Origin of the sequence: Luteimonas terricola, from assembly GCF_004352845.1 — a bacterium.
Taxonomy (GTDB): domain Bacteria; phylum Pseudomonadota; class Gammaproteobacteria; order Xanthomonadales; family Xanthomonadaceae; genus Luteimonas; species Luteimonas terricola.
Map to the genome: position 1 here is coordinate 515,925 of NZ_SJRX01000002.1, position 12,323 is coordinate 528,247.

The following is a 12,323-nucleotide window of genomic DNA, read 5'->3' on the forward strand; positions in this document are numbered from 1 at the left end:
AAAGTGGACGGCGCCTCGGTCATCCTCGGCGTCTTCATGGATGTAAAGGCAAACGCCTGTAATAAAAGGGAAATTTTCGGCAGCTGGAAACCGTGACCGCCATCCCGATCTACGGCGCGTCACCCTCGGGTTTGTCCGGGGTTGCGATGTCGGCATGGTCCAGATCGGTGATGAAACTCACGTTTTGCGCGGCGACGCCAACGGTGAATACGCGGCCCGACCGCGACTTCACCAGCACCAGGCGCTCACGCGGACCCAGCGGAAGGATCTGCAGGATCGACAGCGGCGCATCGGGGCCGGTCAGGCCGTAACGCCTCCGGAGCAGGCGAAGGACGACCAGCAGGCCCGCGATGATGAAGGCCAGTGGAAGCACGATGGCCAACAGCTCCCCGGCGAAGGACGACGCCGCCGGAGCATCGGGAACGGCTTCGGCCGACATGGCGGTGCCACTTGCGAGGGACAGGATGGCGGTGATGGCAGTCAGGGATCGTTTGGACATGGGCGGATGCATGGGCCTGGTGTGTCGTGGCGCGGAGGGCGCGGGCGCAGCCTACCGCAGCCGTTGCGCTGCGCGTGGCGGCGGGGCCACTGCATGACGCCGGCCCGGGGCGCGGGCGGTCGCAGGAAGGCCGCAGCCGGCGACAACGCCGCCGTGGCCGCGATGCTCGAGGCGATTCCCTTCCCCTGCGCCGCGTTCGCAAGCGACGGCGGCGGCCTCGTGGCCGCCAATGACGGCTACCGGAAAGCCTTCGCGGGGCTGGATGGCCACGACCACCGTGCCCGACTGCTCGCCGCGCTGGCCGACGGCGACCCCGACGGCAGCGATGCGGACGCCGCGCCGCGCGAGGTCAATGCGCCGCACAGCAACCGCTGGTACGCGCTGCACTGGGGCGCGGCCGACGTCGAAGGCACCGCCCTGGACCTGCTCACCGCAGTCGACATCAGCGCCCGCATCGAGGCGCTGGATTCGCACAAGAGCCGACAGGAGAAGCTGCTGTTCACCTCGCGCCTGATGTCGGTGGGCGAGATGGCGGCGACGCTGGCGCACGAGCTCAACCAGCCGCTGGCGGCGATCGTCAACTACTTGAACGGAAGCCTGCGCCTGGTGGACCAGGCCGGCGGGCCGGTGCAGGTGGAGCGCGCCCTGATCGCGGCGCGCACCCAGGCCGAACATGCCGCCGCGGTGATCTCGCGGGTGCGTGAGTTCGTCCGCGCCCGCGAACCGCGGCGCGATGCGCGCGACCTGGTCGAGATCACCAACACCGTGGTCGAACTGCTGCGGCTGGAGGCCGAGCGCCTGCAGCTGCGCATCGAGCTCGCGCTCGCCCCCGGCCTGCCGGCGGTCTACGCCGACCGGGTCATGGTGGAGCAGGTGCTGCTGAACCTGGTGAAGAACGCGATCGAGGCCATGCGCGAGATACCCGCGCAGCACCGCGGCCTGCGCATCGAGGGCCGGGTGAACCTGGACGGCGAAGTCGAAGTGCGCGTCTGCGACCGCGGCGAGGGCCTCAGCGAAGAGCAGGGCGCGCAGCTGTTCTCGCCCTTCTTCACCACCAAGAGCGACGGACTGGGCATCGGCCTGGCGATCTGCCGCTCGATCATCGAATACCACGAGGGGCGGCTGTTCTTCGAGCCGCGCGAAGGCGGCGGCAGCGTGTTCGGATTCACCCTGCCGCCCGCGGAAGGAAGGGGACAGCAATGACGGTGACACGCGTCTACCTGGTGGACGACAACGACGGTTTCCGGGACTCCACCGCATGGCTGCTGGAGACGGCCGGCTACGAAGTCGAGGCCTTCGCATCCGGCCCGGCGTTCCTTGCGACCTACGCGGGCAATCGCCACGGCGACGCCAGCGAATGCCTGGTCTCCGACATCCGCATGCCCGAGATGAGCGGGCTGCAGCTGCAGGACGAACTCGGCCGCCGCGGCATCCAGCTGCCGGTGGTGTTCGTGACCGCGCATGGCGACGTGCCGCTGGCGGTGGAGGCGATGCGCAAGGGCGCGGCGAACTTCCTGGAGAAGCCATTCTCCGAAGAAGCGCTGATCGACGCCTTGCGCACCGCCCTGGCCAACGCGCGCAACCGCGGCGCGGGCGGCGGCATGGCCAACGAACTGTTGGCCAGGCTGAGCCCGCGCGAACGCCAGGTGCTGGACCTGGTGGTGGCCAGCAAGCCGAACAAGATCATCGCCGACATCCTCGGCATCAGTATCAAGACCGTTGAACTGCACAGGGCGAACATGATGGGCAAGCTGGGCGTGCGCTCCCTGCCGGAGCTGATGAAGGTGGCGCTTGGCCACGCCTGAGCAGGGCGCGCGCAAGGCGAAGTCGCGCCGCGCGCGGACGCCGGCGGCCCCGATCACGCCCGCACCCGCGCCACGGCCGGTACGCGGCCTGCTGCCCGAGGTCGATGCGCCCACCTGCGAGGCGCTGCGCGCGTTCTTCTCGGCGCCGCGCTGGTGGCTGCTGGGCGACGGTGCGGCGATCCAGGCCGAGCCGGCGGACACGCCTCCCGCGGCCCTCGCGGTCGAAGCCGAAGGCACGCGGCTGCAGCTGCATGTCGAAGGCCCCGCGTCGGCAGGTCCGGACGACGCCCGACTGCGCTGGAGCGACCATGCGGGCCGCGCGCGCGTGCTCGCCTGGAGCCTGGCCCACGAAACCACGCTGCGCCGGCTCAGCGAATGGCTGGGCAGCTCGCTGCTGCCCGTGCTTGACGGCGACGGTGGCGACGCGCCCGCGCCCGCGCTGTGGCTTGCGGTCCGCATCGAGGACGCGCCGGCGAACGACGCCGACGCCCAAGGCGGACAGGATGCGTCCCCGCCGGCCGTCACCGCGCACCTGCGCCTGCCTGCCGCGTGGCTGCAGGCGATCGCCGCGCGCGCCGAACCGCCGCACGAGGACGACCCCGCGCCGGACGCCGGACGCTGGCGCGCGCTGCAGGCAACGGTCCTGCTGCAGTTCCCGACCACCCTGGCGATGCGCGAGTGGCGCGCGCTGCGTCCCGGCGACGTGATCGTCGCCGGCCACCGCGGCCAACCACCTGCCTGCGTCGCCCGCGCCGCCGGCCGCGACTGGCCCCTGGCGCCCGCGCCCGGCGGCTGGTCCGTGCAGGGCCAGCCCGTTCCCTCCCCCACATTCAACGAGGATGTCCCGATGAGCGAAGCAGAGCAGGAAGGCGGCGTGCCGCCCGAGGCACCCCCCGTCGTCCCCGACCCCGCGCGCAGCCTGCCGGTGCAGCTCGGTTTCGAGCTTGGCCGCACCGAGATGAGCATCGGCGAGCTCGCCGACCTGCAGCCCGGCTATGTGTTCCCGCTGGCCGCCGCGCTGGAGGGCAGCAACGTCACCATCCGCGCCAACGGCCGCGTGGCCGGCCGCGGCGAACTGGTCGCCGTCGGCGACACCCTCGGCGTGCGCCTGCTGTCCTGGAGCTGAGCGGAATGGACTTCACCACTTTCTCGCCGGCGGTCGTCCTCGTCACCGTCGTCTTCATCGCGCTGGCACCGTTCGTGGCGGTGATGGTGACCTCGTTCACCAAGATCGTGGTGGTGCTGAGCCTGCTGCGCAACGCACTGGGCCTGCAGCAGGTGCCGCCGAACGTCGTGATCAACGGCCTGGCGATCGTGCTCTCGGCCTACGTGATGTCGCCGGTGATCCTGGATACCCAGTCCGCGGTCAGCGCATACCTGGCCGGGCAGCCGCCGCCGCCGCAGATCCAGGCGCAGATCGAAGCCCGCGCGATCGCCCGCGCCGAGCGCATCGCCATACGCAGCGCGCAGGCGCCGGCAACGGCGACCCCGGGCGGGACACCGAAGTCGGCCGCACCCGGCAGTGCACCCGCCGACCCGCCGCCCGCGAGCCCCGCGGCCGCCGACGCGCTGCGCGCCGAGGCCGAGGCCCGCGCCGCGGCCGGTGGCACGGCCGGCGCCGCCCCCGTGGATGCCGGGCGCTCGCCGCTGTTCGCCAACGTCGACAACGGCAGCGACGCCGCGGTCCCCGCCGGCCCCGACGCCGGCACGGTCCCCGGAGAAGAGGGTCCGGTCGTGATCACCGCCAGCGGCGCGCCGCGCCCGCCCACGCCCGCCGACGGCACGTCGATGGACGCCGCGCGCATGCTCGGCATCTTCCAGGCCGGCAAGGAGCCGCTGCGCGGCTTCCTGATCCGCCATTCCAACGACGCCGAGCGCGCCTTCTTCCTGCGCAGCGCGCAGCGCCTGCTGCCCGCCGAGCGCCGCGACGACCTCGACGTCGACGATTTCATCGTGGTGATCCCGGCGTTCACCGTGAGCGAGCTCACCACCGCGTTCCAGATCGGCTTCCTGATCTTCCTGCCGTTCCTGATCATCGACCTGGTGGTGGCCAACATCCTGCTGGCGCTGGGCATGATGATGCTGTCGCCAACCACGATCTCGCTGCCCTTCAAGCTGCTGCTGTTCGTGCTGGTCGACGGCTGGGCGAAGCTGGTCCACGGCCTGGTGCTGACCTACGGGGGCGGATGACGTGAACGAGGTCCTCGAGCTCACCAAGGAAGCGCTGTACCTGGTCATGCTGCTGTCCGGACCGCCGATCGGCGCCGCGGCGCTGGTCGGGCTGATCATCGCCTTCCTGCAGGCCGCCACCCAGCTGCAGGAGCAGACGTTCGCCTATGCCTGCAAGTTCCTGGCGATCGTGCTGATGCTGTTCGTGACGGCAGCGCTGATCGGCGGCTCGCTGTACAGCTACACCGACCGCATCTTCCGCGACTTCCCGGGCCTGACGGTGCGGAACTGACGGGTGTTCGACTTCCTCGGCAACCCGCTGCTGGCGCTCGCGCTGGTGCTGCCGCGGGTGATCGGCGCCTTCCTGATGCTGCCGCTGATGACCCAGCAGACGGTGCCGGCGATGGTGCGCAACAGCTTCATGGTGAGCCTGGGGATCATCGTGCTGCCGATCGCACTGGCCGGCCTGCCGATGGACAACCTGGGCACGATCGAGTGGCCGCTGATCGTGCTCAAGGAGATCTTCATCGGGGTCGCGATCGGCTTCTGCTTCGGCATCGTGTTCTGGGCCGTGGCCGCGGTGGGCAGCGTGATCGACACCCAGGTGGGCATGTCGATGGCGCAGGTCTTCGATCCCATCCAGGGGCACCAGGTCACCCTGCACGGCGAATTCCTGTCGCAGCTGGCGACCTGGCTGTTCATGGCCAGCGGCGCCTTCCTGGTGTTCCTCGACCTGCTGATGGGCAGCTACGTGCTGTGGCCGGTGGCCTCGTACTTCCCGAACCTGCCCGCGGCGGGCATGAACCTGTTCGTCGGCCAGTTCGACTACATGATGACGACCGTGCTGGTGATGGCGGCACCGGTGATGGTGGTGATGCTGGTCATCGACCTGTCGTTCGGCCTGGTGAACCGCTACGCGCCCCAGCTCAACGTCTTCGCGCTCACGATGCCGATCAAGGCCTGGCTTGCGACCGCGCTGATCCTGCTGCTGATCGGCGTGTACGTGGAGATCCTGCTCGAGCGCCTGGGCAGCAACCGCTACCTGCTCGGCCTGCTGCAGGGCGCGCTGGGCTGATCACTCGCCACGGCGGATGCCCTCGGCCCAGAACAGCACCTCGGCCACCGCGTCGAAGAACTCGTTGCCGATGTAGTCGTCGACCTCGACCTTCTCGTTCAGCCCCCGGGCCAGCGGGATGTTCTGCAGGATCGGCACGCCCGCTTCCTCGGCGACGCGCTTGATCTCCTCGGCCTGGTGGCCTTCGCCCTTGGCGACGACCACCGGCAGGTCGGTGACCCCGGCCTCGAACTGCAGCGCGACGGCGATGTGTGTGGGATTGGTCACGACGACATTGGATCCCCTGACGGCATTGAGCATGTTCTGCTGCGACCACTCCTGGTGCAACTGCTTGCGGCGCTGCTTCACGTAGGGGTCGCCCTCGTTGTCCTTGACCTCCTGCTTGATGTCGCGGCGGCTCATGCGCAGCTGCTTGAGGTAGGAGAACTTCTGGTACCAGGCGTCGAGCACGGATACGAAGAAGAACACGCCGATGGTCCAGATGCCGATCCGCACCAGGGCGTGCCAGATCGCGGTGCCCATCGCACCGGGGGGCGCGTGCGGCATCTGCAGCAGGCTGTGGCGCATGCCGTAGAGCACCACGCCGCCGATGAAGATCAGCGCCGCGCTCTTGAAGATGGCCTTCACCAGCTCGACCAGGTTGTCCATCGAGAACATCTTCTTGATGCCCTCGGCCGGGTTCATCTTCGACATGTCGGGGGTGAGCTTTTTCATGCTCACCACCGGCCCGGCCTGCAGGAACTCGACGACCAGGCCGAGGAAGAGCGCCAGCAGCAACAGCGGCACGCTCAGTGCGACCAGGGTCCAGAACGCCTGCAGCCCCAGTGCGGGCGCAGCCTCCAGGAAGGGCGTGCCCACCGCGTCGAGGCTCGCCTGGAACAGCGCCCGCATCCGGTCCCACATGAAGCCGAGCATCATCCAGCCGCCCACCAGCCAGCCGAGCACGAGCACGGTGCTGGTCAGCTCCTTGCTCTTGCTGACGTTGGCGTCCTTGCGCGCGTCGCGGAGCTTCTTTGGGGTCGGCTGCTCGGTCTTGTCGGCGCCCTGGTCCTTGGCCATCGCGTCTCTGCCTGGTTCGCGCGGGAACGCTACCATGCACGATATTGCCGGTGCGGCCACGCAAGCATGGGCGGCCGCGCGGGCGAATTACGCCGGCAGCTGAACGGGACGGTGGCAGCTAGGGTCGCCCCGAGGTGGCAGGCGCGGTCCGCGGCGATACAGTTTGCCCATCGCCCCGACTCCCCCTCCAGGTCCCGCAGCAACGCCATGAGCACCATCGGCCCCGATTCCCACCTCAACCTCGCTTCCGGCCTGCACCGGATCGACGGGCCGCTGGACGACCTCCGTCGCCAGCAGGGCGGGGACGCGCACGAGGTCCAGGCCACCAGCCCCGCCGCCGAGGCGGACGCGGCACCGGTCGCGCTGGCAGATGCGGGTGAACGGGTCCTCGCCGCGCCGGCCTGGGACACCGCCGGCCCGCGCATGCTCGCCGGCGACCTCGCGCTCGAGGCCCGGCTGGGCGCACTGCCGCTGGCCCAGGCCGCCGAGGGCGCCGTGGATTCGGTGCTCGACGCGTTCGCCTGACCTGCAGGCATCCCCAGCCGCGATAATGCCGCGGCCATGACCGATTCCCTGCCCACCCCCGAAGCCCTGCGCACGGCCGCCGATCGCCTGGTCTCGGCGCTGGCCGCCCATGCCGATCCCGAGTACCGCCTGGCGGTGCTCAAGCGCCTCGTGCGACGCCTGGGCGAAGAGCGCTATCCGCTGTTCCTGCGCATCGTCGGGGTGGTGGCCGAAAGCGACGACGAACGCGCGCAGCGGCTGCTGGCGGAGACCTTCGGCGTCGCCCTGCGGCGGATGGACCTGCCTGGCGGCGCGCTCAGCTCCTGGGGTGCCACCGGACTGCCCGACCACGGCGGCGCGCCGATGGCCGCCAGCGCGCTGTCGGGCCACTTCTTCGGCGCCACCCCGCGGCGCATGCTCGGCCCGGTGGAATACCTGGTGGTGTGGCACCTGCAGCGCACCCAGCGCACGGCGCTGTCGGCCGACGGTTTCCGCACCAGCCTGGCGCGGATGATCGCCATGCTCAACCGCAGCGACGACGCGCGCACGCTGTACCCGCAGAAGCTGGCCGCCGACGCCCAGAACGAGCTTGAAGGCGCCTATACCCGCGCCACCCGGGACAGGCTGGCCGCCATCGCTGCGGCCTGGGCCGCCGGCGAGCCGCCCGAGCGCGTGGCCGAGGCCGCCATCGACGCGCCCGCGGCGGCCGCCCACGGCTGGGTCGTCCGCGACCTGTGACCGCGTAGGCTTGCCGCGGCTGCCGGGCGGCGGCCAAGATGCGCCCTGCTTCCCGGGGGAGGGGATGCGATGCCCATGCCACCGTTCCTGCGATCGCTGCTGGCCGCCGCCGCAGTGGCCGCCCTGCTCGCAGCCTGCCGGCCTGTCACGCCGGATGCCCAGGCACCCGCGGCCAGCGACCTCAGCCGGCCCGCGCTGGCCGTGCAGGTGCTGACCGGCCACATGCGCAGCGGCGATCTCGCCGCCTTCGCGCGCGATGCGGTGCCGCCGGCGCTGCATGCGCGGTTGCAGCTGGCCTGGCGCGCCGGCGACACGCGCTGGCCGCTCGACGAGCTGCCGTTCTCCGAGCAACTGCCGCAGGTGCTCGAGGCGCTGGCGGCGGACGATGCCGAAACCGCCCTGGTGGCCGGCTTCGACCGCCAGTTCGCCGGTTCCGCGCGCGAGATCCGCGCCGCCGCCGCGACCATGGGCATGTTCGGCGTCCAGTACGTCGAGCACCAGGGCGACTTCAGCGACTCCGAGCGCGACCACTACGCGCAGCTGGTGTCGGCGGTGGCGCAGTGGGCCGCGCAGGCGCCGCTGACCGACCGCGAACGCGCCAGGGCGGCGATCATGCGCCTGTCCGCCGCCGCGCGCGCCACCGGCGCCGTGTCGGCGGAGGACATCGCCGCTGCAGGGATGGAGGCTTCGCTCGGGCGCATCGGCGCCTTCACCCTCGAGGCCCGGGCGGTGCTGGCCGGGTACGGCCTGGACCTCGATGCCGCGTTCGACAGCGTCGAGGCAAGCCTGCAGGTCCAGCAGGGCGACCGGGCCACCGTCCGCCTGCGCTACGTCCTGGCCGGCGGCGCCATCGACACCGTGGTCGACATGGAGCGCATCGACGGCCGCTGGTACCTGGCCGACTACCTGCGCCACGCCCGCGCGGCCGCGGGCACCGTCGAACTCCCGGCCGATCCGCCGCCCGCACCCGGCACGCCGCCCACCCCGGTGGCCGCTCCCTGACCGCGACATGCCCCGGGCGCGCAGCAGGCCCGGAACCGCCTTGGGCATAATGCAGACGATGCCGAACCAGCCCTCCCTGTTTGATTCCAGCCCGACGCCCGACGCCGGGTCCGACGCCGAGGCCGGATCCGGCCCGGGCATCGAAGCCGCGGTGCCGGGCCGCGGGCCGCGCCCCGGCCGCCCGCCGCGACGCACGCGGCCCTGGTGGGCACGCCTGCTGGGGCGCCTGCTGTCGCCCTGGATCGGCCTGAGCATCGAGCCCCAGGCGCCCGGCGACGCCATCGACGACCGCCAGGTCTGCTACGTGCTCGAGGACTACGGCCTGTCCAACGCGCTGATCCTCGACCGCGCCTGCCGCGAGGCCGGCCTGCCGTCGCCGCTGGTGCCGCTGCCGGGCGACCTGCTGGGTCGCAAGCGCGCCTACGTGGCCCTGTCGCGGCGCAACGCCGGCAGCGCGCTGGCGCTGGCCACCCAGATCGCCACCCAGCGCAAGCCGGAAAGGAAAAAGAGCCACTCCGATTCGCTGGCGCGCCTGCTCGAGGCGCACCACGACGATCCGACGCTCGACGTGCAGCTGGTGCCGGTATCGATCTTCGTCGGCCGCGCGCCGGACAAGAACAGCGGCTGGTTCTCGGTGCTGTTCTCGGAAAACTGGGCGCTGGTGGGCCGCTTCCGGCGGCTGCTGGCGATCCTGCTCAACGGCCGCGACACCCAGGTCCGCTTCGCACCGCCGGTCGCGGTGCGCGACATCGTCGCCGAGGACCTGGAACGCGAGCGCGAGGTCCGCAAGCTCTCGCGCCTGCTGCGCACGCACTTCAACCGCATCCGCGCCGCGATCATCGGCCCCGACCTGTCCACCCGCCGCCTGCTGGTCGACAAGGTGCTGTCATCGACGCCGGTGCGCGACGCCATCGCCGACCAGGCCCGGCGCGAGGGCGGCGATGGCGCCAAGGGCCAGGCCGAGGCCTGGAAGAAGGCCCACGGCTACGCCTACGAAGTCGCCGCCGACTACTCGCACCCAGTGGTGCGCTCGGCGAGCTTCCTGCTGACCACGGTCTGGAACCGGATCTTCCGCGGCGTGCTGGTGCACCACCTCGACCAGCTCAAGGCCGCGGCGCCCGGCCACGAAATCGTCTACGTGCCCTGCCACCGCAGCCACATGGACTACCTGCTGCTGTCCTACCTGCTGTACACGCGCGGCATCGTGCCGCCGCACATCGCCGCCGGCATCAACCTCAACCTGCCGGTGATCGGCACCATCCTGCGCAAGGGCGGGGCGTTCTTCATCCGCCGCAGCTTCCGCGGCAACGCACTGTATTCGGCGGTGTTCACCGAGTACGTGGCCAAGCTGGTCGCCGGCGGCTATTCGATCGAGTACTTCATCGAGGGCGGGCGCTCGCGCACCGGCCGCCTGCTGCAGCCCAAGGGCGGCATGGTGGCGATGACCGTCCGCGCCTTCCTGCGCCAGCCCACGCGCCCGGTGCTGTTCCAGCCGGTGTACATCGGCTACGAGAAGCTGATGGAGGGCAACAGCTACTTCGACGAGCTGTCGGGAAAGCCCAAGGAAAAGGAGTCGATCTGGGCGCTGCTGTGGGGCATTCCCAAGGTGCTGCGACAGAACTACGGCCAGGTGGTGGTGAACTTCGGCGAGCCGATCGCGCTGGCCGACATGCTGGCCGAACATGCCGGCAGCTGGGACGGCAAGCCCCTGCCCGACGAGGACAAGCCCGACTGGCTGGCGACCACGGTCGATGCCACCGCGCAGCGCATCCAGGAACGCGTCAACAGCGCCGCCGACGTCAACCCGATCAACCTGCTGGCGCTGGCGCTGCTGTCCACGCCCAAGCACGCCATGGGCGAAGGCGACCTGACCGCGCAGATCGTGCTGTCCAAGAAACTGCTGGCGGAAGTGCCCTACAGCCCGCTGGTCACCGTCTCCCCGCACTCGCCGCAGCAGATCATCGCCCATGGCGAAGAGATCGGCGTACTGCACCGCGTGGTGCATCCGCTGGGCGACGTCCTGCGCGTGGACGGCGACACCGCGGTGCTGCTGTCGTACTTCCGCAACAACGTGGTGCACCTGTTCACGGCCTCGGCCTGGATCGCCTGCTGCTTCCTGCACAACCGGCGCATGTCGCGCGAGACCCTGCTGCGGATCGGCCGCAGCATGTATCCCTTCCTGCAGGGCGAGCTGTTCCTGCCCTGGGACGAGGACGGCTTTGCAGCGCGCATCGACGCCACCATCGCGCTGTTCATGCGCGAAGGCCTGTTGGAGCGCGTCAGCGAGGACGACGGCGGCATCCTCGCCCGGCAGGCGGGGCAGTCGGACGAGGTCTTCCGCCTGCGCGCGATCGGCCATCCGCTGCAGCAGGCCTTCGAGCGCTACTACATCGCGATCTCGGTGCTGGCCAAGAACGGTTCGGGCACGCTGGGCGCGGGCGAGCTCGAAGGCCTGTGCCAGCTGGCGGCGCAGCGGCTGAGCCTGCTGTACGCGCCGGCGGCGCCGGAGTTCTTCGACAAGACGTTGTTCCGCGGCTTCATCCAGAAGCTGCGCGAGCTCGGCCTGGTGAAGCTGGACCACAACAGCAAGCTGGCCTTCGACCAGCGCCTGGACACCTGGGCACGCGATGCCAAGGTGATCCTGGGCCGCGAACTGCGGCACACGATCGAGAAGATCAGTCCGGAGGCCGCGCCGCCGGCCGCGACCCAGGCCTGACTTTCGCGGGCCGCCCGGCCTCGGGCTTCACCGCGGGCGACACTCCCGGCACAATGCCCGCGCGCCATGGGGAGTGGCGTGCGCGGGGCGCTGTCCAGGCACGCTCCTGCCAACCGCAGTCGCGGCGGCCCTGCCGCAACACACCAGGAGCATTCCATGCGCTTCCGCAACGCCGTGCCGGCGCTCGTCGCCATTGCCATCGCCACCGCCATGGCGCCCGCCATCGCCCGCCAGGCCGCAAAGACCGAGGGCTTCCTCTGCTGCAACATGCGCAGCTTCGACGGCGAGGTCTACGACATCAATTACGACGACGAGGGCGCGCGCATCGTCCCGTTCGGCAGTCCGCTCACCGTGACCAAGCAGGGCCGCCGCAAGCTCAGGCTGCTGGTGGACGGCGAGAAGCACGTGATCGAGAACCACTACAGCCGCGACCTGTCGGACGCCGAATTCGCGGCCCGCTACGTGGTGGCGGAAGACCCGCGCATCGCCGCCGCAGGCTTCCCGGAGAAGATCCGCGAAGCCATCGCCAGCGCGCGGATCACGCCGGGCATGAACCGCGAGCAGGTGGCGATGTCGCTGGGCTGGCCGGTGAGCAGCGAGAATCCCGACCTCGACGCAGACGTCTGGCGCTTCTGGCTGGGCAGCTTCGAGGAGATCCAGGTCGAGTTCGACGCCGCAGGCCTGGTGGTGGACGCCAGCGCCAGCCCGTTGACCCGCAGGAAGATCTGGCTGCCCTGAGCTACGTCCCGCGCCTCG

General features: G+C 70.7%; 13 protein-coding genes. 11 read left to right on the forward strand and 2 right to left on the reverse strand.

The features are described from left to right. Nucleotides 1-109: 109 nt before the first annotated feature. Nucleotides 110-499: a flagellar biosynthetic protein FliO gene (locus E2169_RS07110; protein ID WP_165942353.1), complete on the reverse strand. Its 390-nt coding sequence runs from the start codon at nucleotides 497-499 to the stop codon at nucleotides 110-112. Between the two features lie 93 nt (nucleotides 500-592). Here E2169_RS07110 and E2169_RS07115 point away from each other — a divergent pair, with 93 nt between their 5' ends. Genes E2169_RS07115 through sctT form a run of 6 tightly spaced genes read left to right on the forward strand, consistent with a single transcriptional unit; the run spans nucleotide 593 to nucleotide 5,548 of the window. Then, nucleotides 593-1,702: a sensor histidine kinase gene (locus tag E2169_RS07115; protein ID WP_132985906.1), complete on the forward strand. Its 1,110-nt coding sequence runs from the start codon at nucleotides 593-595 to the stop codon at nucleotides 1,700-1,702. Further along, nucleotides 1,699-2,304 carry a response regulator transcription factor gene (locus E2169_RS07120; protein ID WP_132985907.1) on the forward strand — a complete coding sequence of 202 codons (606 nt, stop codon included), beginning with the start codon at nucleotides 1,699-1,701 and terminating at the stop codon, nucleotides 2,302-2,304. Before E2169_RS07115 ends, E2169_RS07120 begins: the two co-directional genes overlap by 4 nt. Next, entirely contained in the window at nucleotides 2,291-3,430 is a 1,140-nt protein-coding gene (gene sctQ / locus E2169_RS07125) for a type III secretion system cytoplasmic ring protein SctQ (RefSeq protein WP_132985908.1), read from the forward strand. Before E2169_RS07120 ends, sctQ begins: the two co-directional genes overlap by 14 nt. Nucleotides 3,431-3,435: 5 nt before the next feature. Further along, nucleotides 3,436-4,494, forward strand: coding sequence for an EscR/YscR/HrcR family type III secretion system export apparatus protein (locus E2169_RS14530; protein WP_279432753.1), 1,059 nt, complete (start codon nucleotides 3,436-3,438; stop codon nucleotides 4,492-4,494). 1 nt (nucleotide 4,495) lies between these two features. Then, nucleotides 4,496-4,765 carry a type III secretion system export apparatus subunit SctS gene (sctS, locus tag E2169_RS07140; RefSeq protein WP_207918369.1) on the forward strand — a complete coding sequence of 90 codons (270 nt, stop codon included), beginning with the start codon at nucleotides 4,496-4,498 and terminating at the stop codon, nucleotides 4,763-4,765. A gap of 3 nt (nucleotides 4,766-4,768) precedes the next feature. After that, complete coding sequence (gene sctT / locus E2169_RS07145; RefSeq protein ID WP_132985909.1) at nucleotides 4,769-5,548, forward strand: type III secretion system export apparatus subunit SctT; 780 nt, start codon at nucleotides 4,769-4,771, stop codon at nucleotides 5,546-5,548. Here sctT and sctU read toward each other — a convergent pair whose 3' ends face one another. Then, nucleotides 5,549-6,607: a type III secretion system export apparatus subunit SctU gene (gene sctU / locus E2169_RS07150; protein ID WP_165942354.1), complete on the reverse strand. Its 1,059-nt coding sequence runs from the start codon at nucleotides 6,605-6,607 to the stop codon at nucleotides 5,549-5,551. A 207-nt stretch (nucleotides 6,608-6,814) separates the two neighbouring features. On the opposite strand from sctU, the gene E2169_RS07155 reads away from it, so the two are divergent. The 5 genes from E2169_RS07155 to E2169_RS07175 all read left to right on the forward strand — a co-directional run bounded on the left by E2169_RS07155 (nucleotide 6,815) and on the right by E2169_RS07175 (nucleotide 12,305). Then, nucleotides 6,815-7,132 (forward strand): hypothetical protein, encoded by a 318-nt coding sequence (locus E2169_RS07155; RefSeq protein WP_132985911.1) that lies wholly within the window; start codon nucleotides 6,815-6,817, stop codon nucleotides 7,130-7,132. Between the two features lie 36 nt (nucleotides 7,133-7,168). Further along, nucleotides 7,169-7,849, forward strand: a complete 681-nt coding sequence (locus tag E2169_RS07160) for a hypothetical protein (protein ID WP_132985912.1) — start codon at nucleotides 7,169-7,171, stop codon at nucleotides 7,847-7,849. Between the two features lie 69 nt (nucleotides 7,850-7,918). Further along, on the forward strand, nucleotides 7,919-8,851 hold the full coding sequence (locus E2169_RS07165) for a hypothetical protein (protein WP_188726128.1): 933 nt from the start codon (nucleotides 7,919-7,921) through the stop codon (nucleotides 8,849-8,851). Nucleotides 8,852-8,900: 49 nt separating this feature from the next. Continuing rightward, complete coding sequence (plsB, locus tag E2169_RS07170; protein WP_132985914.1) at nucleotides 8,901-11,567, forward strand: glycerol-3-phosphate 1-O-acyltransferase PlsB; 2,667 nt, start codon at nucleotides 8,901-8,903, stop codon at nucleotides 11,565-11,567. 156 nt (nucleotides 11,568-11,723) lie between these two features. Further along, complete coding sequence (locus E2169_RS07175; protein WP_132985915.1) at nucleotides 11,724-12,305, forward strand: hypothetical protein; 582 nt, start codon at nucleotides 11,724-11,726, stop codon at nucleotides 12,303-12,305. Nucleotides 12,306-12,323: the final 18 nt, after the last annotated feature.

What these genes read in the sequence shown, in the direction of transcription:
- E2169_RS07110 (WP_165942353.1), bottom strand. Translation starts at nt 499, where the DNA reads ATGTCCAAACGATCCCTGACTGCCATCACCGCCATCCTGTCCCTCGCA.
- E2169_RS07115 (WP_132985906.1), top strand. Translation starts at nt 593, where the DNA reads ATGACGCCGGCCCGGGGCGCGGGCGGTCGCAGGAAGGCCGCAGCCGGC.
- E2169_RS07120 (WP_132985907.1), top strand. Translation starts at nt 1,699, where the DNA reads ATGACGGTGACACGCGTCTACCTGGTGGACGACAACGACGGTTTCCGG.
- E2169_RS14530 (WP_279432753.1), top strand. Translation starts at nt 3,436, where the DNA reads ATGGACTTCACCACTTTCTCGCCGGCGGTCGTCCTCGTCACCGTCGTC.
- sctU (WP_165942354.1), bottom strand. Translation starts at nt 6,607, where the DNA reads ATGGCCAAGGACCAGGGCGCCGACAAGACCGAGCAGCCGACCCCAAAG.
- E2169_RS07155 (WP_132985911.1), top strand. Translation starts at nt 6,815, where the DNA reads ATGAGCACCATCGGCCCCGATTCCCACCTCAACCTCGCTTCCGGCCTG.
- E2169_RS07160 (WP_132985912.1), top strand. Translation starts at nt 7,169, where the DNA reads ATGACCGATTCCCTGCCCACCCCCGAAGCCCTGCGCACGGCCGCCGAT.
- E2169_RS07165 (WP_188726128.1), top strand. Translation starts at nt 7,919, where the DNA reads ATGCCCATGCCACCGTTCCTGCGATCGCTGCTGGCCGCCGCCGCAGTG.
- plsB (WP_132985914.1), top strand. Translation starts at nt 8,901, where the DNA reads ATGCAGACGATGCCGAACCAGCCCTCCCTGTTTGATTCCAGCCCGACG.
- E2169_RS07175 (WP_132985915.1), top strand. Translation starts at nt 11,724, where the DNA reads ATGCGCTTCCGCAACGCCGTGCCGGCGCTCGTCGCCATTGCCATCGCC.